Origin of the sequence: Microtetraspora sp. NBRC 16547 (assembly GCF_030268965.1) — a bacterium.
In the GTDB taxonomy this organism is placed as follows: Bacteria; Actinomycetota; Actinomycetes; order Streptosporangiales; family Streptosporangiaceae; genus Microtetraspora.
This window is the reverse complement of sequence record NZ_BSSE01000023.1, coordinates 89,738-110,803: the sequence shown is the minus strand read 5'-3', so window position 1 is coordinate 110,803 and position 21,066 is coordinate 89,738. Positions and strand designations below refer to the sequence as shown.

17 protein-coding genes and 2 pseudogenes are annotated in these 21,066 nt (G+C 70.6%); 3 read left to right on the top strand and 16 right to left on the bottom strand.

Annotated features, from left to right (window positions below):
• Positions 1 to 4: 4 nt before the first annotated feature.
• The 6 genes from QSK17_RS26865 to QSK17_RS26840 all read right to left on the bottom strand — a co-directional run bounded on the left by QSK17_RS26865 (position 5) and on the right by QSK17_RS26840 (position 6,709).
• Complete coding sequence (locus QSK17_RS26865; RefSeq protein ID WP_285708120.1) at positions 5 to 343, bottom strand: P-II family nitrogen regulator; 339 nt, start codon at positions 341 to 343, stop codon at positions 5 to 7.
• Complete coding sequence (locus QSK17_RS26860; RefSeq protein WP_285708119.1) at positions 340 to 1,650, bottom strand: ammonium transporter; 1,311 nt, start codon at positions 1,648 to 1,650, stop codon at positions 340 to 342. Before QSK17_RS26860 ends, QSK17_RS26865 begins: the two co-directional genes overlap by 4 nt.
• 298 nt (positions 1,651 to 1,948) lie before the next feature.
• Positions 1,949 to 2,884 (bottom strand): sigma-70 family RNA polymerase sigma factor, encoded by a 936-nt coding sequence (locus tag QSK17_RS26855; protein ID WP_285708117.1) that lies wholly within the window; start codon positions 2,882 to 2,884, stop codon positions 1,949 to 1,951.
• Positions 2,885 to 3,153: 269 nt separating this feature from the next.
• Positions 3,154 to 4,548: a formimidoylglutamate deiminase gene (locus QSK17_RS26850; protein WP_285708116.1), complete on the bottom strand. Its 1,395-nt coding sequence runs from the start codon at positions 4,546 to 4,548 to the stop codon at positions 3,154 to 3,156.
• Positions 4,536 to 5,783 (bottom strand): allantoate amidohydrolase, encoded by a 1,248-nt coding sequence (locus QSK17_RS26845; RefSeq protein WP_285708115.1) that lies wholly within the window; start codon positions 5,781 to 5,783, stop codon positions 4,536 to 4,538. The genes QSK17_RS26850 and QSK17_RS26845 overlap by 13 nt, the downstream gene beginning before the upstream one ends.
• Positions 5,784 to 6,016: 233 nt before the next feature.
• Entirely contained in the window at positions 6,017 to 6,709 is a 693-nt protein-coding gene (locus QSK17_RS26840) for an SDR family oxidoreductase (protein ID WP_285708114.1), read from the bottom strand.
• A 136-nt stretch (positions 6,710 to 6,845) separates the two neighbouring features.
• Between QSK17_RS26840 and QSK17_RS26835 the strand changes: the two are divergent.
• Positions 6,846 to 8,032: pseudogene (locus QSK17_RS26835) on the top strand (RNA-guided endonuclease InsQ/TnpB family protein).
• 334 nt (positions 8,033 to 8,366) lie between these two features.
• A complete protein-coding gene (locus tag QSK17_RS26830; protein WP_285708112.1) occupies positions 8,367 to 9,035 on the top strand; it encodes a hypothetical protein in 669 nt (222 codons plus the stop codon).
• Positions 9,036 to 9,095: 60 nt separating this feature from the next.
• On the opposite strand, the gene QSK17_RS26825 is transcribed toward QSK17_RS26830, so the two are convergent.
• From QSK17_RS26825 to QSK17_RS26780, 10 genes and pseudogenes are all read right to left on the bottom strand, one after another.
• The gene (locus QSK17_RS26825; protein ID WP_285708111.1) at positions 9,096 to 9,956 is read right to left on the bottom strand and encodes a MurR/RpiR family transcriptional regulator; all 861 of its coding nucleotides are present in this window, start codon (positions 9,954 to 9,956) and stop codon (positions 9,096 to 9,098) included.
• Entirely contained in the window at positions 9,953 to 11,653 is a 1,701-nt protein-coding gene (gene hutU, locus QSK17_RS26820; protein WP_285708110.1) for a urocanate hydratase, read from the bottom strand. Before hutU ends, QSK17_RS26825 begins: the two co-directional genes overlap by 4 nt.
• Positions 11,654 to 11,956: 303 nt before the next feature.
• Positions 11,957 to 13,219, bottom strand: coding sequence for a Cmx/CmrA family chloramphenicol efflux MFS transporter (locus QSK17_RS26815; protein ID WP_285708108.1), 1,263 nt, complete (start codon positions 13,217 to 13,219; stop codon positions 11,957 to 11,959).
• A 577-nt stretch (positions 13,220 to 13,796) separates the two neighbouring features.
• Positions 13,797 to 14,030: pseudogene (locus QSK17_RS26810) on the bottom strand (ATP-binding cassette domain-containing protein); the annotation flags it as partial.
• Positions 14,031 to 14,047: 17 nt separating this feature from the next.
• Positions 14,048 to 15,295: an MFS transporter gene (locus tag QSK17_RS26805; RefSeq protein WP_285708107.1), complete on the bottom strand. Its 1,248-nt coding sequence runs from the start codon at positions 15,293 to 15,295 to the stop codon at positions 14,048 to 14,050.
• 148 nt (positions 15,296 to 15,443) lie between these two features.
• On the bottom strand, positions 15,444 to 16,634 hold the full coding sequence (locus QSK17_RS26800) for a hypothetical protein (RefSeq protein WP_285708106.1): 1,191 nt from the start codon (positions 16,632 to 16,634) through the stop codon (positions 15,444 to 15,446).
• A complete protein-coding gene (locus tag QSK17_RS26795) occupies positions 16,627 to 17,178 on the bottom strand; it encodes an RNA polymerase sigma factor (protein ID WP_285708105.1) in 552 nt (183 codons plus the stop codon). The genes QSK17_RS26800 and QSK17_RS26795 overlap by 8 nt, the downstream gene beginning before the upstream one ends.
• Before the next feature lie 194 nt (positions 17,179 to 17,372).
• The gene (locus QSK17_RS26790; protein WP_285708103.1) at positions 17,373 to 18,221 is read right to left on the bottom strand and encodes a hypothetical protein; all 849 of its coding nucleotides are present in this window, start codon (positions 18,219 to 18,221) and stop codon (positions 17,373 to 17,375) included.
• Between the two features lie 154 nt (positions 18,222 to 18,375).
• Entirely contained in the window at positions 18,376 to 18,510 is a 135-nt protein-coding gene (locus tag QSK17_RS26785; protein WP_285708102.1) for a hypothetical protein, read from the bottom strand.
• Positions 18,511 to 18,713: 203 nt separating this feature from the next.
• Positions 18,714 to 19,421 carry a FadR/GntR family transcriptional regulator gene (locus tag QSK17_RS26780; protein WP_285708138.1) on the bottom strand — a complete coding sequence of 236 codons (708 nt, stop codon included), beginning with the start codon at positions 19,419 to 19,421 and terminating at the stop codon, positions 18,714 to 18,716.
• Positions 19,422 to 19,648: 227 nt separating this feature from the next.
• On the opposite strand from QSK17_RS26780, the gene QSK17_RS26775 reads away from it, so the two are divergent.
• Complete coding sequence (locus QSK17_RS26775; protein ID WP_285708101.1) at positions 19,649 to 21,052, top strand: glutamine synthetase family protein; 1,404 nt, start codon at positions 19,649 to 19,651, stop codon at positions 21,050 to 21,052.
• Positions 21,053 to 21,066 lie beyond the last annotated feature (14 nt).

Genomic DNA, 21,066 nt, shown 5'->3' with positions numbered 1-21,066 from the left:
GCGGTTACAGGGCCTCCGGCCCGCGCTCGCCGGTGCGGACCCGGATCACCGTGTCCACCGGGACGGACCACACCTTGCCGTCGCCGATCTTGCCGGTCTGGGCGGCCTTGACGATGACGTCGATGATGTCCTCGGCGTCCTCCTCCTCGGCGAGCACCTCCAGCCGGACCTTGGGGACCAGGTCGACCTGGTACTCGGCGCCGCGGTACACCTCGGTGTGCCCGCGCTGGCGGCCGTAGCCGCTGGCCTCGCTGACGGTCATGCCCTTGATGCCGAACTGCTCCAGCGCCGCCTTGACGTCGTCGAGCTTGAACGGCTTGATCACTGCCGTGATGAGTCTCATGCGTCCACCTTGTTGGCCCCGGCCGGGACCGCCGGCCCGTTGAGGGAGGCCACGCCGGAGGCGTGGACGGTGCCGAGGTCGTAACCGGTCTCGGCGTGGGTCGTGATGTCGACGCCGGCGAGCTCCTCCTCCCGGCTGATCCGGAAGCCCATCGTCCTGTCGATGATCTTGCCGATGATCCACGCCATGGCGAAGGAGTAGAGGCCCACGACCACCGGGCCGAGCGCCTGGACGCCGAGTTGGGAGATCGGCCCGCCGTACAGCAGGCCCTTCCCCTGGCCGGCGGCGAACGGGTAGCGGGCGATGACGCCGAGGGCGACCGCGCCGAGCGCGCCGCCGACCAGGTGCACGCCGACCACGTCGAGCGAGTCGTCGAAGCCGAGCCGGTACTTCAGGCCCACCGCGTACGCGCAGACCGCACCGGCGGCGGCGCCGAGGAGCACGGAGGCCCACGGGTCGATGAAACCGCAGGCCGGGGTGATCGCGACCAGGCCGGCGACCGCGCCGGACGCCACGCCGAGCGTGGTGGAGTGGCCGTCGCGCAGTTTCTCGACCAGGATCCAGGCGCCCGCGGCCGCGGCCGCGGCGACCTGGGTGTTCATGAATGCCAGACCGGCGGTTCCGTCCACGGCGAGCTCGGAGCCCGCGTTGAAGCCGAACCAGCCGAACCACAGGAGGCCGACGCCGAGAAGGACCAGCGTGAGGTTGTGCGGCCGCATCGGCTCCTTGCGCCAGCCGGCCCGCTTGCCCAGCACCAGCGCCAGCGCGAGACCCGCGGCGCCGGCGTTCACGTGGACGACCGTGCCGCCCGCGAAGTCCTCGATGCCGAGGCCCGCCAGCCAGCCGCCGCCCCACACCCAGTGCGCCACGGGGAAGTAGACGAGTGTCGACCAGGCGACGGAGAACACGACCCACGCGCCGAACCTGGCCCGGTCCGCGATCGCGCCGCTGATCAGCGCGACGGTGATGACGGCGAAGGTCATCTGGAAGGCGGAGAACACCATGCTCGGCATCCCGCCCGCCTTCGTGGCCGTGCCGATGATGCTCTGCAGGCCCAGGGCGTCGAAGCCGCCGATGAACTTGTCGATGAAGCCGTCGCCGCTACTGGTGAATGCCAGCGAGTACCCGTAGAAAACCCATGCGATGCTGACCGTGATGATGCTGACGAACGACATCATCATCATGTTCAGGACGCTCTTCGCCCTGGTCATGCCCCCGTAGAAGAACGCGAGACCGGGAGTCATCAACAGCACCAGCGCGGTCGCTGTGATCATCCAGGCCGTGGTGCCGGTATCGATCTTGTTCATCGAACGCGGCCCTCCTTAACATCGCCCATGTGGCCGGCTATTCACGCGCTCAGTTGCGTCCGTCCAGGGCATCGTCGACCGACTGGCGCACTGACGTTGGCCACAGCGTGTTCTTCCACCGTTTCCGGTTGGGGCTTCGTGTGTTTCACGTCTGTGAAACTCGGCGTGACGGTGTTTCCGCTTCGTTTCGGATTGCTCACCAATAAACAAAGCGCGCACCGTTAAACGGTGCGCGCTCGAGTTACGCCCTTCTTGGGACGGCCTGGATCAGCCGGTCGGGAGTCGGGACGGTCTGGGGTCAGGCCGCGGCTCCGGCCATCTTGCGCAGGCGCAGCAGCGCGTCGCGCTCCAGCCGCCTGGCCCGGTCACGGCCGATGCCGTACCGCTCCCCCACCTCGGTCAGCGTGTGCTCGCGGCCGTCCACGAGGCCGTACCGCCACCGGAGCATCTCGCGGATCTGCCCCTCCAGACCCTTCATCCACAGCTCCAGCCGCTCCTTCTCCAGCGTGGCCATCGCCTGCTGCTCCGGATCGGCCCAGGTCTCGTCGGCGATCATGTCGCCGAGCTCCGTCTCTTCCTCGTCACCCACGCCGAGCTGCAGGGACACCGGGTCGGAGGCCCAGCGGCGCAGCTCCCGCACCCGCTCGATCGGCAGGTCGAGCACCTCGGCGAGGTCCGCGTCGGTCGGCTCGACGTCGAGCTCGGCCAGCATGTCGCGGCGGACCCGCATCAGGCGGGTCATCTGCTCCCCCGCGTGGGTGGGCAGCCGTACGGGACGCGCCTGCTCGTGGATCGAGCGACCCACCGCCTGGCGGATCCACCAGGTCGCATAGGTGGAGAACTTGTATCCACGCCGGTAATCGAATTTCTCCACCGCGCGGACCAGGCCCAGATTTCCCTCCTGAACGAGATCGATCAACGGCATCCCCCGGCCGGAGTATTTCCGCGCCACCGCGACCACGAGGCGCAGGTTCGCCTGGATGAAATCGTCCTTCGCGCGCCGGCCGGAAATCGCGATGCGTTCCAGCTCCTCATCCGCCGCGTCCGAAACCCTGGGTTCGGTGCGCCCGCTGTCCAGCAGGTGCTCGGCGAAGAGGCCGGCTTCGATCCGCTTGGCGAGATCCACCTCCTGTTCCGCGGTGAGCAAGGGGACCCGCCCGATTTCGGCCAGGTAGGTCCCCAGCAGGTCCCGATCAGAGACGTGCTGGTCGTGCGTCCGATTCCCCGTCGCCATTCGATGGCACCTCGTTCCGCCGCGCCGCAGTATGTCCGAGTCGGGTCGGCCCAGGCCAGGGCTTTCCCGCGGTCTTAGTCCTGAACCGATCAACGATTTCCCGGGAAGAAAGATTCCCCGAACAAATACGACTGGAGAATGGTTTTCGACCTCCTACTCAAGGAGGAGGCGGAGGTCTGAAAGACGGCGATTACCCTCGGAGAGCGCTCTTAAACGACGCGGCTCAGTGTGGTCGGCCACAGTCCGCGCGCGGGCCGGTGGACGGCCCCTCACCGGACCGGCGTGCGCCACCTCCTGACATCCGCGACGGCGTCGCGCAGGAGGGCGCCGACGTCCCCCAGCATGTGCCGCCCGTCCTCCACCACGCGGCGGCCCCCGGAGACGACCGAATGCACGTCGCCCGCCGACGCCGCGAAGACGACGGTCTCGGCGGCCGTGCCCTTCGTCGCGCCCGCCGTACGGACCGAGTCGAGGCGCACCGAGACCAAATCGGCCCAGGCGCCGGGGACGAGCATGCCCGCGTCCGGGAAGCCGAGGGACGCGTGCCCCGCGGCCGTGGCCGCGTCGAGCAGCTCGGCGGCGCGGAAGTGGCCGCGCTCGCGCGTGGCGAGCCGCTCGTCCAGTTCGACGGCGCGCGCCTCCTCGAACAGGTCGATCACCGCGTGGCTGTCCGAGCCCAGGGTGATCGGCGAACCGCCGTCCAGCAGTCTGCGCGCCCGGCCGATGCCGTCCGCGAGGTCCCGCTCGGTGGTCGGGCACATGCAGACGTGCGTGGTGGAGCCGCCGAGCAGCGCGATGTCCACGTCGGACAGATGGGTCGCGTGGACGGCGGTCGAGCGCGGCCCCAGCGCCCCGTGCTGGTGCAGCAGCTGGACCGGCGTCGCCGAGTACGCCTCGACGCAGTCCTGGTTCTCGGCGCGCTGCTCGGAGACGTGCGCGTGCAGCGGAATCGCGTGCCGGTTCGCGAACTCCGCGACCAGGCACATCTGCTCGGGCGGCACCGCGCGGATCGAATGGATCGCGGCGCCGATCACCACATCTTCCGCCGTGCGCAGGGAACGGCCGAGCAGCTCGACCCGGTCGGCCCATCGGACGGCGTCGCCGTCGCCGAAGCGGAGCTGGGTGCCGGCCAGCGGATGCCCGATCGCGCCGGTGAGATAACAGGTGTCCAGCAGGGCGATGCGCAGGCCGGCGTCACGGGCCGCCTCGATCAGCGCGTGCCCCATCGCGTTCGGGTCGTCGTACGGTACGCCGCCCGGCCCGTGGTGCAGGTAGTGGAACTCGCCGACACAGGTGATCCCGGCCAGGGACATCTCGGCGAACGCGGCCCGGGCCAGCGCGAGGTAGCGATCGGGATCGAGCTGGGCGGCCACGCCGTACATCTGCTCGCGCCAGGTCCAGAAGGTGCCGCGTTCGGCCTGCGTGTGCCCGCGCAGCGCCCGGTGGAAGGCGTGGGAGTGCGCGTTCGCGAGGCCGGGCAGGGTCAGCCCGGCGAGCCGTACGGCTCCCGGCGGCGGCGGAACCTCGGGCTGGATATGGGTGATCCGCGTCCCCTCCACGCGGAGGCTCACGCACTCCACCACCTCGCCGGGCGGCAGCCACGCCATCTCGCACCAGTAGATGACACCGCCGTCGACGTCGGCGAAGGGGTTCACGTCCGGCACAGGTCCTCCAGGACGGCGGCGAGAGCGACGACGCCCGCGTGACAGTCGGCGGGCGCGGCGAACTCGCGCGGCGAATGTGACACACCAGTGGGATTTCGTACAAACAGCATCGCGCTGGGCACCCCGGCGCGGGCGAGGACACCGGCGTCGTGGCCCGCTCCCGTGGGTACGGCCGGCGTGCCCGTCTGTGCCGTCCGCGTCCCACACCGCCCTGGGCCCGGGGCGGAATGACTGACGGCGCCGTCCGCGACGGCCGCGATCCGGTCGCGCAGGGCGGCGTCGAAGACGACCTCGGGCGTCCATGACTCGCACGTCACGTTGCCGGACCCCGGCCCGCCCTCCGCCAGCTCGGCGACCAGGCGGTGAACGCGCTCCTCGTCCGCGCCTCTGGCGTCCAGCCAGGCGGACACCCGGGACGGGATGGCGTTGGCACTGCCCGGCTCCACGCGCACCTTGCCGAAGGTCGCGAGCACGCCGTGCTCCTCCGCCGCGGCCCGCGCGGCGAGCACGGAGCGGGCGTAGGCGAGCATCGGGTCGTCCCGGTCGGCCAGCGCGGTCGTTCCCGCGTGGTTCGCCTCGCCCGTGAAGTCGAACCGCCACCGCCCGTGCGGCCAGATCGCCTCGGCGACGCCGACCGGCCGCCCGAGGGCGCGGCCCTGCTCGATGTGGAGCTCGACAAAGACGCCCACCCTGGCCAGGGTCGCGGGGTCGGCGCCGAGATCCCGGGGCCGCCGCCCGGCGCGTTCCAGCACCTCGGCCAGCGTGTCGCCCTCGTCGTCGGTCAGCCGGCGGGCGCTGTCCGGGTCGAGCGCGCCGGTGAGCAACCGGGAGCCGACGCACGGCACGCCGAACCGCGCGCCCTCCTCGTCGGTGAAGCAGACAATCCCGAGCGGACGCCCCGGCTCGAATCCCCGGCCGCGCAGCAGATCCACGGCCAGGAACGCGGAGACGACGCCGAGCGGGCCGTCGAAGGCGCCGCCGTCCCGGACCGAGTCGAGGTGGCTTCCGGTCACCACCCCGGGCATGACCGGCGTGCCGGTGGCAGGCGTCCCCGGCGTGGCGGGCCACCACCAGGCCCAGAGATTGCCGTTGCGGTCCTCGTCCAGGTCGAGGCCGCGCCGCGCCGCCTCCTGGCGGAACCATTCCCGCAGCTCCAGGTCCGCCGGGGACCAGGCGTCCCTGTGGTATCCGCCAGTGCGGGCGCTCCGCCCGATGTCCGCGAGAGCCTCAAGCACGGCGCCATCCTAATGAATGGCGTCATTCATTAGGAACCGGGCTCGGGTCCTGACGGCTCCACGATGCCGGCGTCCGTGGGTCGAGCGGGCCGGACGAAAGCGACGTCCGGGTCGGATGGGCAGGACACCGACGGACGAACCGTGCCGTCCAGATCAGGTAGGCGGGGGACGTCGAACGCGGATAGGCAGGGACGCCGACGGACGAACCGCGACGCAGGAGGTGCCGCCGGAGGTCAGACGGGAAGGGTCGCCGACGGCCGGATCGTGATCTCGGTGATGTGGGCGTCCGGGGTGGCGGTCGCCACCGCGAGCACGGCCTTGGCGACCGACTCCGGGGCGATGTACCGGGCCGGATCGTAGTCGCCGCCCTCCTGCTCCCGTACGTCCTTCTGCATGTCGGTGGCGATGCGGCCGGGGAAGATGGTGGCGACGCGCACGCCGTTCGAATGCTCCTCAAGACGCAGCGCGTCCGCGAAGGCCCGCAGCGCGAACTTGCTCGCCGCGTACGCGCCCCAGCCCGGGTTGACCCGCTGCCCGGAGGTCGAGTTGATCAGGACGACCTGCCCGCGGGCCGCGCGCAGCGCGGGCAGCAGCAGCCGGGTCAGCTCGGCCACCGCGAAAAGGTTGACCTCGAACGTCCGCCGCCACTCATCGACCGGGGTCTCCCCCACCTCGCCGATCCGCGCGACACCGGCGCTGTGGACGAGCAGGTCGAGCCGGTCGATGCCCGCGACATCGGAGGCGGCGACGTCAGTCAGCTCGACCGGCCAGGGCCGCGCGCCGGGAAGCTCGGCGCACACGGTGTCCAGCGCGGCTCGGTCGCGGCCGCCCAGCAGCAGATCATGCGTCGGAGCGAGGGCCCGCGCGACGGCCGCGCCCACCCCGCGGGATGCTCCGGTCACCAAAGCAACAGGTCGTTCCGTCACCAGAAACCTCCGAGGAAACCTCCGCCTTCAGGCGGAGGAGGAATTGGACTCCTGCAGGGCAGGGCGAAAATGGACGATCCGCCGCAAATCGAACATGCGTGCGATTCTTGGCTGATCTTGTGGCAGGGTGTGCGGCATGGCGCAGACCGTGAAGCGGGCCTACAAGTACCGCTTCTACCCGACACCCGGACAGGCCGCCGAGCTTGCCCGGACATTCGGGTGTGTGCGCCTGGTCTACAACAAGGCCCTTCAGGAGCGGACCCGCGCCTACACGCTGGACGGCCGCCGCGTCTCCTACGAGCAATCCTCGGCTGCGTTGACGGCGTGGAAACAGACGGAGGAACTCGGCTTCCTCAACGAGGTGTCGTCGGTGCCGTTGCAGCAGGCCCTGCGCCACCTTCAGGCCGGGTTCACGAACTTCTTCGCCAAGCGCGCGAAGTATCCGGTGTTCAAGTCCCGCAAGAAGTCCCGCGCGTCGGCGGAGTACACCCGCTCGGGTTTCCGGTGGCGGGACGGTCGGCTGTGGCTGGCGAAGATGGATGCGCCGCTGGACATTGTGTGGTCGCGCCCCTTGCCGGAGGAGGCGGAGCCGTCCACCGTGACCGTGTCGAAGGACGCGGCCGGGCGGTGGTTCGTGTCCATCCTGGTCCAGGAGAAGATCCGCCCGCTCGACCCGACCGGCAGCGCGGTGGGCGTGGACGCGGGGATCACCGCCCTGGTCACCCTCTCGACCGGGGAGAAGGTCGCCAACCCCCGGCATGAGCGGGCTGAGCGGCGCAGGCTGGCCAAGGCGCAGCGGGCGCTGGCCCGTAAGGCCAAGGGCAGCGCGAACCGGGCCAAGGCCCGGATCACGGTCGCCCGCGTGTACGCCCGGATCGCCGACTGCCGCCGGGACCACTTGCACAAGCTTTCGACTCGGCTCGTCCGTGAGAACCAAACGGTCGTGATCGAGGACCTGGCCGTCCGCACCATGGTCAAGAACCACAGCCTGGCCCGCGCCATCTCTGACGCGTCGTGGCGCGAGCTGCGGTCGATGCTGGAGTACAAAGCCCAGTGGTACGGGCGGGAGCTGGTGGTCGTGGACCGGTGGTTTCCCTCGTCCAAGCTGTGCTCGGCGTGTGGAACCGTGCAGGAGGCGATGCCGCTGAACGTCCGTACCTGGGTGTGCGCCTGCGGCGCGGTCCATGACCGGGACGTGAACGCGGCGAAGAACATCTTGGCCGCCGGGCTGGCGGACAAGTAAAACGCCTGTGGAGCTGGTGTAAGACCTCAACGAGAGTGTCCTCTCGAACGGGGCGACTGGCGGTGAAGCAGGAAGCCTGACCGGCGACGGTGGGAATCCCCCTCGTTTACGAGGGGGAGGATGTCAATGGCCCACCATAGTGACGCTTTTCCCATAACCCCGGACCGCCCACTCCGGAGCGGCCGCACTCCACCGGAGCGGAGTCGGCCACCCACACATCGCCACTCCAGAGTGTGCTGTCGACGGCCCTGTCTTACGCAGACCCGGCTGCGCATGTTCCTCTTGTAGGGTCGCTGCCGTATCCGTCAAGCACGTCGAAGGTCCAGAGCGGAGCGGCATACATTGCACGGAAAACGACGATCGTCGGCCGGTGTGGGAAAATCCATCGCCTTCGCGTGCCTGGCGTTTTTCACCATGGCGGTGGGAATCCTGCAGATCGGCGACAGCGCGGCCGAGTACCGGCGTTTTCAGAGCGTGCTCCCTTGCCGCGCCGAGCCGGCGGAATGGGATAACGCGAGCTACTGCCATGAGCTCCGGGCGAGGGTGACGAAGAAGATCCACCCGCCCAACATCCGCGGCTCTCAGTCGAATCCCCGGCTGGAAGTCGAGGAGCTCGACCGTGACCGGCCGTACAAGGTGACCTTTCCGGTCAGGACGTCGTCGATGGTTACCGTCGGCGACGAGATCCTGGTGCGTGAATGGGAAGACAAGGTCGTCCAGATAATGGTGGCGGGACGATGGTGGGATACGCCGGAAATCCCGGTGGACGATCCCACCAAGGAGATGCGTATCGCCGGACTTTCCGGCGCGGTGATGCTTTTCATCATCGCTTTGGGAGTGCTGCCCCGGCTCCCCGCCAGGACGCCCGCCGGTGAGCGCCGGAGGAAGACCTTCATCATGGTGATGCTTCCCATCGCGGTCACCGGCCTGGCGGGGATCTTTCTCGGCTCGGCCGGGTGGACGCGATACCTCCTGGTGTCCGGCGGGATTCTCATCGTCACTGCCGCCGTATCGATCGGGATCGTCCTCCTCAGCACTCGCTCCCCGGAGAGATTCACCAAGATCGCCGAGCGGGTCAGGTAAGCCTGCCCCGACCCGGCGAGAAGCGGCGTCCCATGACCACCGTGCGGGCGTGGCGCGAGGTCAGGGCTGGAAAACGCCGGTCTGGTCGGTCATCCGTTCGTACTCGTCGAGCCTCGCCTGCGTGCGCAGCGGCGCCGCGTCCGCCATCGCCTCGACGAGCACCATCGCCAGGGCCATCGGCGCCGTGTGCGAGTCGAACACGAGCCGCTCCCCGACCGGCGCGTCCATCACGACGTCGGCGGGGAACGGCGCGTCCGGCCGGTCCGTGATCACGGCGGTGCGCAGTCCCAGTTCCTTCGCCTGCTCCAGCGCCCGTACCGCCTCCGCCGGATATCTGGGCAGGATGACGGCGAGCAGCCACCCGGCGCCGGCCCTACGGGCCGCGTACAGGCCGTCGGTCAGCTCCGACCCGCCGTGGACGAGCAGCCGCACGTCGGGATGGATGCGCCTGGCGTAGTACGCGAACGTGGTGGCGAGGCCGCTCGACACGCGCAGGCCGAGGACCGGCAGCGGCTCGGACGCGGCCAGGGCCGTACCGACCTCGCGGAGGGAGCCGGCGAGACCGGCGGCCGGGCCGGTGGCGGCCAGCCGGTCCCGGACGAGGGTCAGGTTGCGGATCTCGCCGTCCACCGCCTCGCACAGCAGCCGGTCGGGCTCGGGGCGACCGGCATCGTAGCCGTCCGCCCCGTTCCCGCCGACGACCAGGGGACGCAGCGCGTTCCGCAGGTCGAGATATCCCGAGAAGCCCAGAGCCATCGCGAAGCGGGTCACGGACGGCTGGCTGACTCCGGCGCGTTCGGCCAGCTCCACGCTGGAGAGGAAGATCGCCTCGTCGAGGTGCCCTCTGAGGTAGTGGGCGATCCGGCGTTGAACGGGCGACAGCCGCCGGCCCTCCAGAAGCCGATCGAGTCCACCACTCACATCGATCCCAACGCGGGGTTCTCCTTCTGCTCATCCCCTTGATCGGAAACGGGCGCCTCGCGCATGGGAACGGGGACTCCGTGCTCGCGCGCCACCGTGACGGCCGTCTCATAACCGGCGTCCACGTGGCGGATCACGCCCATGCCCGGATCGTTGGTCAGCACGCGGCGCAGCTTCTCGCCCGCGAGGGCCGTGCCGTCGGCGACGGTCACCTGCCCGGCGTGGATGGACCGGCCGATGCCGACGCCGCCGCCGTGGTGGATCGACACCCAGGACGCGCCGGACGCCACGTTCACCATGGCGTTGAGCAACGGCCAGTCCGCGATGGCGTCGGAGCCGTCCGCCATCGCCTCCGTCTCGCGGTACGGCGAGGCCACGCTGCCGCAGTCGAGGTGGTCGCGGCCGATGACGATGGGCGCGCTGATCTGCCCGGACGCCACCATGTCGTTGAACCGCTCGCCCGCCCGGTCGCGCTCGCCGTACCCGAGCCAGCAGATACGCGCGGGCAGGCCCTGGAAGTGGACCTTCTCCCTGGCCATCCGGATCCACCGGGCGAGCTGCTCGTTCTCGGGGAACAGCTCCAGGATGGCGCGGTCGGTCTCGGCGATGTCGCGCGGGTCTCCGGAGAGCGCGGCCCAGCGGAACGGGCCCTTGCCCTCGCAGAACAGCGGCCGGATGTACGCGGGCACGAACCCCGGGAAGTCGAACGCCCTGGTGTATCCGGCGAGTTGCGCCTCGCCCCTGATCGAGTTGCCGTAGTCGAACACCTCGGCGCCGGCGTCCTGGAATCCCACCATGGCCTCGACGTGGGCCGCCATGGACTCCCTGGCCCGGCGGGTGAACCCGGCCGGGTCCTTGTCCCGCTCGGCGGCCATGTCCTCGAACGCGACGCCGAGCGGCAGGTAGGTCAGCGGGTCGTGCGCGCTCGTCTGGTCGGTGACGATGTCGATCTCCGCGCCGCGCCGCAGCAGCTCGGGTACGGCGTCCGCCGCGTTGGCCTCGACGCCGATCGAGAGCGGCTCCCGCCGGTCGCGCGCCTCGTAGGCGAGCCGCAGCGCCTCGTCGAGCGAGGAGGCGTGGACGTCGAGGTAGCGGTGCTCGATCCGGCGGGTGATGCTGCGCGGGTCGCAGTCGACGCAGATGGCGACGCCGCCGTTCATGGTGACCGCGAGGGGCTGCGCACCGCCCATCCCGCCGAGGCCGGCGGTCAGCGTGATCGTCCCGGCGAGGGAGCCGCCGAACCTCTTGGCGGCGACGGCGGCGAACGTCTCGTACGTCCCCTGGAGGATGCCCTGGGTCCCGATGTAGATCCAGGAGCCCGCCGTCATCTGGCCGTACATCGTCAGCCCGGCCGCCTCCAGCCGCCGGAACTCCTCCCAGTTCGCCCAGTCGGGCACCAGGTTGGAGTTGGCGATCAGCACTCGCGGCGCCCATTCATGGGTCCGCATCACGCCCACCGGCCGGCCTGACTGCACGAGCAGCGTCTCGTCGGCCTCCAGCGTCGTCAGCGTGCGGACGATCGCGTGGAACGACGGCCAGTCGCGTGCGGCTCGGCCCGATCCTCCGTAGACGACGAGCTGCTCGGGATGCTCTGCCACCTCGGGATCCAGGTTGTTCTGCAGCATCCGGAGAGCGGCCTCCTGCGGCCAGCCCTTGGCGGTGAGCGTAGTGCCGCGCGGCGCGCGAACGACGGGCATCGGGCGACCTCCTGAATGAAGGCATTCACATTTGTCACCCGAAGGATACGGCCGGACGAGGCGGCGGGGCACCCCATGCCAAGACAGGGATGCCCCGCCCAAGGCCGAGTTCCGGGACGCACCGCACGCGCTCAACCCGGAGCCGGCCATGGCGAAGGAGAGGTTCCGCACTGCGGACCTTCCCGGTCCACCGGCGGGACAGCGGGTCACCGCGGTAAAGGGTCCGTACGTCTTCCACATAAGCCCAGGTCATCGGACGCGTAGTCAACCCGTGGCGCCATTTCCCGCTGTCATCTCCTGCTGTCAGGAACCCTCGCCGGGCCGAGGGACGAGGCGGACTCGGGTTCGGGCTCGGGCGCCGGCCGTGCCGGCCACGACCAACGCGAGGGCCACCAGCAGCGCGCTGACCCCCAGCGGAGAGCGGTAACCGAGCCCCGCGCCGATGGCGACGCCGCCCAGGAAGGGGCCGGCGGCCGCGCCCACGTTGAAGGCGGCGGTGGCGAAGGCCCCGCCCAGCGACGGCGCCTCGGCCGCCGCGTAGAGCACCCGCGCGATCAGGGTCGAGCCCACGGCGAACGAGAGCGTCCCCTGGACGAAGACGAGCACGACCACCGCCACCGGGTTGCCGGCCGCGACCGCGAACAGGAGCCAGCCGGCGAGCAGGGCCGGCCCGCCGTACACCAGGACCCCCGTGGGCCGCGCATCCGACAGGCGGCCGCCGACGGTCACGCCGGCGAACGACCCCAGCCCGAACAGCGCCAACATGGCTGGCACCCACCCCTCACCGACTCCGCTGACACCGGTGACCAGGGGAGCCAGGTAGGTGAACGCGCAGAAGGTCGCACCGTTCACCAGGGCGCCGAGGAGCAGGGTCACGATCAGCCGGGGGTCGCGCAACGCCCGCAGTTCCCGCCGGGCACTCGGCCCGGTCGCGGCCCGCTCCCCCCGCGCCCCGGCCTGTGCCGTCCCCCGCGCCCTGTCCAGCTCTGTGGACGGCTCCGTGAACGGCTCCGTGAACGGCTCCGTGAACGGGACCGAGCGCAGGATCGCGACGACTGCCGGTACGCAGACGAGGGCCACGGCCCAGAACGCCGCGCGCCAGCCCCACGCCTGGCCGAGCAGGGCCCCCGCGGGCACGCCCACGACGCACGCGACGGTGACGCCGCCGAGCAGGACGGACGTGGCCCGGCCCTTGGCGTCGGCGTCGACCATACCGGTGGCGGTCGCGATCGCCACGGCGAGGAATCCCGCGTTCGCCAGCGCCCCGACGACCCGGGCGGCGAGCAGGATGCCGAACGTGGTGGTGACCGCGCCCACCACGTGGACGAGCATGAAGACGATCAGGAAGACCAGCAACGCCCTGCGCCTCGGCCAGCGCAGGCTGAGGATCGCGGCCAGAGGCGCACCGACGATCATGCCGACGGCGAACGCCGAGGTCAGCGCTCCGGCGGACGGGATGGACACGTTCAGATCGGCGGCGATGTCCGGCACCAGGCCGGACAGCATGAACTCGGACGTCCCCTGGGCGAAGACCGCCAGTCCGAGCATGAAGATGGCGAATGGCATGAAAAGACCCCACTACCGCGTCGCGGACGGATGACGAGGAAGCGGCGGGCTGACGCCGCGCCCGGAGCGGGCGGCACGGAGAGCGCCGGTCCAGCAGGGGCGCGGGCTGCCCGCACGCGTGACGGCTCCCCGGGGATATGGCGTCGGGCGCCACCACGAGACCTGGTGGACGGCGAACCGATCCGGGGAGGAAACAGCCCGTGCAACGGCGATTCGGTGGCGGCCAGGCGAGACGGACGCCCCGCCTCAGGAACGCCCCACGTCAGGAAGGCCCCACGTCAGGAAGGCCCCACGTCAGGAAGGCCCCACGTCAGGAGCGCCCAATGTCAGGATTGGACTACGTCAGGAATGCCCGCATCAAGGACGCGCGACGTCAGGGACGACGACGCCCCATCACGACATGACGCCAATGACATCAATGGCGTCAACGGCGACACGGCGTGATCGCGGAGGGAGCCACCGAATGAGCCGGTGGCTAGCGTCTTGACGCCTCGGGGCTGGACATGGCCGGAACCCTAGTGAAACCGGCGGCGTCCCGTCCACCAGGTTTTCCGCCCCCGGCACATGCGGTCGCGTACCGCAGCGTCCCGGCGAGGATCGGCGCGTCCTGCTCGACGTAGCCGAGCGCGGAGCGCAGCTCCTCCAGCGGCCAGTCGCGGATGTCGCGCCCGCCGACGGAGATGGCCCCGGAGTCCGGCTCGTAGAACCGCTCGACCAGGCCGAACACGGTGGACTTGCCAGCCCCTGACGGGCCGACGAGCGCGGTCATCCCGCCCGCGGGGACCTCGAAGGTGACACCGTCGTGGACCACGATTGACGGGAGGGGCACTAGCCCGAGCGATAGGCGCGGAAGGCGGGCACGGACAAGCCGACGATGAGGACGACGAGGGCGCAGAGCAGGCCACCTCCCACCCACGCGGGCACCAGGCCGAAGGTCGCGGCCGTCGCGCCCGCCCTCATGTCGCCCAGCCTCGGCCCGCCCGCCACCACGACGAAGAAGACGCCCTGGAGGCGGCCGCGCATCTCGTCGGGCGCGTACGTCTGGAGGATGGTCTGCCGCCACACCGCCGAGACCAGGTCGGCGAAGCCGCCCGCCGCGAGCAGCGCAACGACCAGCCACAGCTGTTGGGACAGCCCTGCCGCGGCCACCGTGAGCCCCCACAGCGCGATCACGAAGGTCAACGCCACGCCCTGCCTGCGCACCCGGCCCACCCACCCGGAGAACACGCCTCCGACGACCGCGCCGAGAGCAACGCTCGCCGACAACCAGCCGAACGCCATCTCCGAGCCCCCGAACCGGGTGGCGGTGAGCTCGGGATAGAGGGCGCGCGGCAGCGCGAAGGCCATGGCGATGATGTCCACGACGAACGACATCAGCACGACCGGGTTGCCCATGATGTACCGCAGGCCCTCCAGCACCGCGCGCACGCCCGGCGCGGTGGACTCGCCCAGCGGTTCGAGCCGCGGCAGCCGTGCCGCCGCGTAGAGGGTGGCGCCGAACAGGATCGCGTCGATGAGGTAGGCCATGCCGTACCCGCCTCGGGCGAGCACGACACCGCCGAGCAGCGGCCCCAGGACCGCCCCGAGGCTGCCGAGGGTGTAGTTCAGCGTGTTGGCCGACGGCACCAGCTCGGCGGGCACCAGCCTCGGGATGATCGCGACGCGGGTGGGCGAGGCCACCGCCACGCCGATGGACTGTACGGCGACGGCCGCCATCAGCAGCCAGATGTTCGACAGGAACACCGCGTTGAGGAGCAGCGCCAGGGTCGCCGTCCAGCTGATGAGCGAGCAGGTCAGCAGCAGCTTGCGCCGGTCCACGGCGTCGGCGATCGCGCCGCCCCACAGGCCGAACACGACCAGCGGCACCAGCGCCACCGGCCCGAGCATCCCAACCCACAACGACGACTTGGTGAGCGCGTAGATCTGGGCGCTGACCGCGACCGCGGTGAGCTGGAACCCGATGAACGAGAGGGCCTGGCCGAACAGCAGGCGGCGGAAGTGCGGGATCGCCAGCGGCCTCGTGTCCAGAAAATGCCGACGTATGAACCCTTGGACACCCACCGTTTGCTCAGCCACGGCCATCCACCATTCCATGCCCGCCGAATCGCGGGTTTTCGGGGTGGCCTCAAGGGCGGACCTCACAGGTCCGGCGTGTGCGCGCGCTCGTGTCCCGGCGAACATGGCGGGGGTCAGTCGGTGCGCTGAATAACGGTGCCGAGACCCGTCACGGGAGCGGGCGGTCGCTGAGCCGGCAGCCGCGTGGCCGCTCGGGCCGTTCGCCGGTCCAGCCGGCCTCGGGGGCCCATGCCTGGTAGTGCATGAACGTCCCCTTGGCGAGCCCTTCGGCGCCTTCGGCCGCGATCGCGGCGTCGCTGGCCAGGAGGGTGCCGGCCCGCGGGTCGAGGATGGTGACGTACCGCTCGGCCACCTCGTCGTCGGCGCCGAACTCCGCGGTGAAACCCTCACTTTTCCAGAAGGTGACCGCGATGCCCGGGCGCCCCAGCGGGTCGGTGGTCGAACCGCTCACTTTGGTCGTCGGCAGTCCGGCGAGAATGCGTAGGGCGGCCGCCCGGACCGAAGGCCTGACCGGCAGCTGCAGAAGAGCCGCAGAGGCTGCGGGAAGGAAGTCCTCGAAGCTCTCCCCGGCCTGGCCGTCCCGAGTCCAGTAGGTCCGCAGTTTCTCCCGTAGCCGAACGACGTCGCCGGGCAGGGCCGCGAGGTCGGCGAGCGTGCGCTCGCCCAGCCGCAGATCGCCGAGCACGCCTCCAGGTGCGACCGCACGCGTGTAAACGCACCCTGTGGGCGTCGTGTGTAGCCGTACCTGCTTGCAGTCCTTCGCACGGGTGCCCGACGTGCACACCCGCTGGACCACGGCCGGAGAGCCGGCCGCTCGCCAGGCACGCTCGTCGGCGGGAGTGGCGGGGCGGACGAACTGCTCCCGGCTCACCGCCTGGACGGGGTCGCGGGGGTCGCGCGGCTGCCAGAGGTCGATCCGCGACGATTGCAGCACGTTGAACGTCCGGCCACCCGACCGGACCCGTAGCAGGTCGTTGTTGAGCAGCGGCCTGCGCCAGTAGGCGCCACTGTCATCCGGCAGTTGTGCGACCTGGTCCGCCAGCCGGAGCAGGGCGTCGTTGCCCGTGGCGGGCACGGGCGTCTGCGTCGGCGCCGCGGCCGGCCTCGGCGCGGTGGCCGTGGTCGAAGACACCAGCACGACGACGACCATGAGGACGACAGTCGTGGCCGCGGCCGCTCCCAGGGGCCATCCCCAGGCCAGGGCGCGGCCCCCTGCCCTGCTCCGCCGCACCGGCTCATGCCGGACCGCGGACAACCGGGCACGGGCCTTCTCGACCACCTCTGCCGAGGGAGGCGGAGCGTCGGGCAGTGACCTCGCCAGGAGGTTCAGCTCATCCATGGGTCTCCTTCAAGGGATTGACGTCGCCGAGTGCCTTGCGGAGCTGCTTGCGAGCCCGGCTGAGCCGGGATGCGACCGTCCCTGCCGGGATCCGCAGGGCGGCGGCGACCTCGGCGTGGCTGAGGTCGCCCATCACGCTCAGCAGGACGACGTCGCGGTCCCCGCGATTGAGCCCGGCCAGCGCCCCCGCCAGCCTGGCGGTCAGCGCGCCCGCCGCGACGCGGGCCAGCGCGGCGTCCTCGTGGCTGTGCTCATCACGCTCGGCAGACCGGCTGAGCGCCTTCCATCTGCGGATCTCGGTACGGCGGTGCCGCGCGATGAGGTTGGTGGCGATGCCGTACAACCACGGCCGCACCCCGCCACGTGAGACGTCATAACCGCCCCGGTAGGCCGCCAGGAACACCTCAGCGGCCAGATCGTCAGCGGCGTCGTCCGACAGACGCCTGGCGATATAGCGGTGGATCTCGGCGAAGTGCGCGTTGAAGATCAGCTCGAAGCCGTCCCGGAGATCGGGAGGGTGGGCCAGGTCTCGTGGAACGGCCATGCAGGGCATCTCCGCTGGGTCAAGTGAACGATGATCGCCCCTTCTTGCCCGAAGTGCCGCGGTGCTTTCACGGACCGCCGCCGAGCCTCCTCGCCTGTCGTCTGCCTGAGGCGGTTCGGGGGTGCGGGACGTCCTCGATCAGACGGAGGTGAAACGGCGGCAGATCCACTGTCCAGCGCTCCCCTTGTCGGTGGTCAACGATCCACACGATTGCGACCTACCCGCCCGCGACCGGTCGCCGCCCGGCGCGAGACCGGCAGGTCGCGACGGCGGGAGAGCCGGCGCGGCGCCGGAAGGTCGTGGCGGCCGGAGACGAACTCCTGGACCGCGATCTTCATCCGGATGGCCGGCCTCCGCCACCGCTCCTCACGGTGTACGGCCCGCGCCATCCGCCTGGGCTTGGGCCGCCTGGCCCCCTGGGCGTAGAACCAGCGGGCCCACGGGGAGCCGGGCCGGGCCAGCCGCACCGCGCCGACGTAGACGATCGGCGGAAGGAAGAGGCCGAGTAGACCGCTCCAGATCTTGCCCTTCAACAGAGTGATCACGGCGAAGATGAGGTTCACCCCCAGGAAGCCCGCCGTGAGCCACCGGCCCTCCGGAGTGCCGTCGGACGCCCCCCAGCCGAGCGGGCGCAGGCCGAGCAGCAGCAGGCCCGTCGCGGCGACCGCCACGAAGACCGCGTCCACCGAGGTGCGGCCCTCCTGCGACCAGTAGACGTCCCTGAGGTGCAGGATCAGCGCGAACTCGTCGAGCACGAGCGCGGATCCGACCCCGAACACCGCCGCCGTGAAGGCGTACCAACCGGTGGAGATCCCCGAGACGAGCAGGCCGGCGACGCCGCCGAGCAACATGAGCACCACACCGAATACGACGTGATGGATGTGCATCTCGCCGACGCTGATGTTGCCGAACCACCGCACCCGCGACCTGATGAGCCGGACGTTGATCCGCGTGAACACGAACGCCACGATCAGCGCCACGAAGAAGCAGAACAGCGGCAGCCGGTGAGTCTCGACCACGCTCTCGTTGAACCAGTCAGCCATGTACACGTCCCTCAGGCGATACTCCTGCCTTCTTGTCATCCTCACCCGTCCGGGCGACAGCTCCGTCCCCGGTGGCGCCGATGTCAGCGAGGAGCCGCCCGGTGGCGGCCCATCCCACGCAGCCTCGGCCAGGCCCACAGCACGGCCGGGCGGCTCAGGGAGATCTGATCAGAGCCATGAGCAGGTCGCGGGCGGCGGGACGGGCGCGAGACTCCTTGGCCAGGGCCGCGCCGACCAGCGGCCGGAGCGGCGCGGGGAGCGCGGACAGGTCGGGGTCGACCGACAGCACCAATCACCCCGCCCAGGCTCTCGGCCTTGAACGGATCCTCGCCGGTGGCGGCGAACACCATGATCCCGCCCCAGGCGAACACGCCCGCCTCGTGGACGGCCGTCAGCGCCGTGGCGATCGCGGTGGCCAGCCGGTGCAGCTCGCCTTCGCCGAAGACGCCTCCGGCGCGTGGTTCAGAGGGCGCGATTCAGCGGGCGCGCGGGTCAGGAGAGGAAGCCCCGCAGCAATGCCGCCGTCCCCTCCAGGTGCTCGGCGACCGCCCGGCGCGCCGCCTCGGGGTCGCGGGAGAGGATCGCGGCCACGATGGCCGCGTGCTGGACGGAGGCGTGCTCGATGTTGGGCCCCAGCACCGGGATGGCGTTGAGCAGGTCGGTCACCCGCAGCCGCGCGTCCGCGCACGCGGCGACGAGCAGCGACGAACCCGTCAGCTCGGCGATCGACAGGTGGAAGGCCGTGTCCAGCCGCCGGTAGTCGGCGGGGGCGGCCTCGTTCACCTCCTCCAGCCTGCGGGTCAGCGTCTCGCGCTGCGCAGACGTCAGCTCCGCGCTCGCCAGGACCTCGGCGGCGCCGCACTCGACGGCCATCCGGAAGGTCAGCGCGTCCTCCAGGTCGCCCTGGCCCATCGCCTTGACCGCCCGGCGCAGGTCACCCTGCCCAGGGCGCGGCGGCTCGTAGACGACGAACGCGCCGCCGTACCGGCCGCGCCGTACGTCGAGGAAGGCGGCCTCCTGAAGCGCCCGGATCGCCTCCCGGAGGGTCACCCTGCTGATCCCGAGCTGGGCGGCGAGCTCGCGTTCCGGGGGCAGCTTCTCCCCGTGCGCGACGACACCCAGCTTGATCGCCTGGAGCAGCCGCTCGACGGTCTCCTCGAAGGCGTTGCCCGACCTGACCGGGCGGAGCAGCGGGAGCATCGAGGGCGCGTCCACGACGGCTCCTTCCCTTGTCACCTGCTCGCTTCCTGTGCTCACTTCCTGGGACGGCCCGCTCCGGCCTCCCCGCCCGGCGCGGCCACCCCGATGTACGCGTCCCGGCGGCGAGATCCACAGGACACGCCCCTTAATCCGTCCCCGTCTGATGCCCGCAGGGCGTTTTGGCCCGAGATTAGCTCACGGTCATGGTTGACGTGGGGGTGGGCCGAATGCTTGCATCCATCCATTGGTCTGTTTCCAGACTTTTGGCGCCCCGAGGAGGCTGTGTGCTGACCGTCGAGCAGCTTCGCGCGGATATCGAGGCGGGCCGGGTTGACACCGTCCTGCTGGGGATCACGGACATGCAGGGCCGGCTGCAGGGCAAGCGACTGGCCGCCAGATACTTCCTGGACGAGGTGCTCGAACACGCCGCCGAGGGGTGCAACTACCTGCTCGCCGTGGACGTCGACATGAACACCGTGGACGGGTACGCCATGTCCTCCTGGGACCGGGGATACGGCGACTTCGTGATGAAGCCGGACCTCGCGACCCTGCGCAGGGTGCCGTGGCAGGAGGGGACGGCCCTGCTCCTGGCCGACCTCGTGTGGGAGGACGGCTCCGACGTCGTGCCCTCGCCCCGGCAGATCCTGAAAAGGCAGATCGACCGGCTCGCGGCGTACGGCTGGACCGCCTTCGTCGGCACCGAGCTGGAGTTCTGCGTCTACAACGACACCTACGAGCAGGCCTGGCAGCGCGGCTACCGCGACCTCTCCCCGGCCAACGTCTACAACGTGGACTACTCGCTGCTCGGCACCGCCAGGGTCGAGCCGCTCCTGCGGAAGATCCGGCTCGCCATGGAGGGCGCCGGGCTGTACGTCGAGTCGGCGAAGGGCGAGTGCAACCTCGGGCAGCACGAGATCGCCTTCCGGTTCGCCGACGCGCTGACGACGTGCGACAACCACGTCTTCTACAAGAACGGCGCCAAGGAGATCGCCGCCCAGGAGGGCCGGTCGATCACGTTCATGGCCAAGCCGAACCAGCGTGAGGGGAACTCCTGCCACGTCCACATCTCGCTGCGCGACGCGGACGGCGTGCCGGTGATGGCGGGGCGGGAGCCGTACGGCCTGTCGAAGGTCGGCGAGCACTTCATCGCGGGCCAGCTCGCCGCGCTGCGGGACCTGACCCTCTTCTACGCGCCGAACATCAACTCCTACAAACGGTTCGTCCCGGGCAGCTTCGCCCCGACCGCTGTGAAATGGGGCATCGACAACCGCACCTGCTCGCTGCGCCTGGTCGGGCACGGCCCGTCCCTGCGCATCGAGAACCGGGTGCCCGGCGGCGACGTCAACCCCTACCTCGCGGTGGCCGCCATGATCGCCGCCGGGCTGCGCGGCGTCGAGCACGAACTGCCCCTCGAGGAGCCGTACGGCGGCAACGCGTACGCGTCGGGGGCCGAGACGGTGCCGAGCACGCTGCGTGACGCGCTTTCCGTCTGGGAGGACTCGGCCCTCGCCGAGGAGGCCTTCGGGAAGGACGTCGTGGACCACTACGCCAACAACGCCCGGGTCGAGCTCGCCGCCTTCGACGCGGCGGTCACGGACTGGGAGCTCTTCCGGGGGTTCGAACGACTGTGAAGATCATCAATCCG

What these genes read in the sequence shown, in the direction of transcription:
- QSK17_RS26815 (WP_285708108.1), bottom strand. Translation starts at nt 13,219, where the DNA reads ATGCCATTCGCCATCTTCATGCTCGGACTGGCGGTCTTCGCCCAGGGG.
- QSK17_RS26830 (WP_285708112.1), top strand. Translation starts at nt 8,367, where the DNA reads ATGGCGGTGGGAATCCTGCAGATCGGCGACAGCGCGGCCGAGTACCGG.
- QSK17_RS26800 (WP_285708106.1), bottom strand. Translation starts at nt 16,634, where the DNA reads ATGGATGAGCTGAACCTCCTGGCGAGGTCACTGCCCGACGCTCCGCCT.
- QSK17_RS26795 (WP_285708105.1), bottom strand. Translation starts at nt 17,178, where the DNA reads ATGGCCGTTCCACGAGACCTGGCCCACCCTCCCGATCTCCGGGACGGC.
- QSK17_RS26865 (WP_285708120.1), bottom strand. Translation starts at nt 343, where the DNA reads ATGAGACTCATCACGGCAGTGATCAAGCCGTTCAAGCTCGACGACGTC.
- QSK17_RS26860 (WP_285708119.1), bottom strand. Translation starts at nt 1,650, where the DNA reads ATGAACAAGATCGATACCGGCACCACGGCCTGGATGATCACAGCGACC.
- hutU (WP_285708110.1), bottom strand. Translation starts at nt 11,653, where the DNA reads ATGCCCGTCGTTCGCGCGCCGCGCGGCACTACGCTCACCGCCAAGGGC.
- QSK17_RS26775 (WP_285708101.1), top strand. Translation starts at nt 19,649, where the DNA reads ATGCTTGCATCCATCCATTGGTCTGTTTCCAGACTTTTGGCGCCCCGA.
- QSK17_RS26780 (WP_285708138.1), bottom strand. Translation starts at nt 19,421, where the DNA reads ATGCTCCCGCTGCTCCGCCCGGTCAGGTCGGGCAACGCCTTCGAGGAG.
- QSK17_RS26855 (WP_285708117.1), bottom strand. Translation starts at nt 2,884, where the DNA reads ATGGCGACGGGGAATCGGACGCACGACCAGCACGTCTCTGATCGGGAC.
- QSK17_RS26790 (WP_285708103.1), bottom strand. Translation starts at nt 18,221, where the DNA reads ATGGCTGACTGGTTCAACGAGAGCGTGGTCGAGACTCACCGGCTGCCG.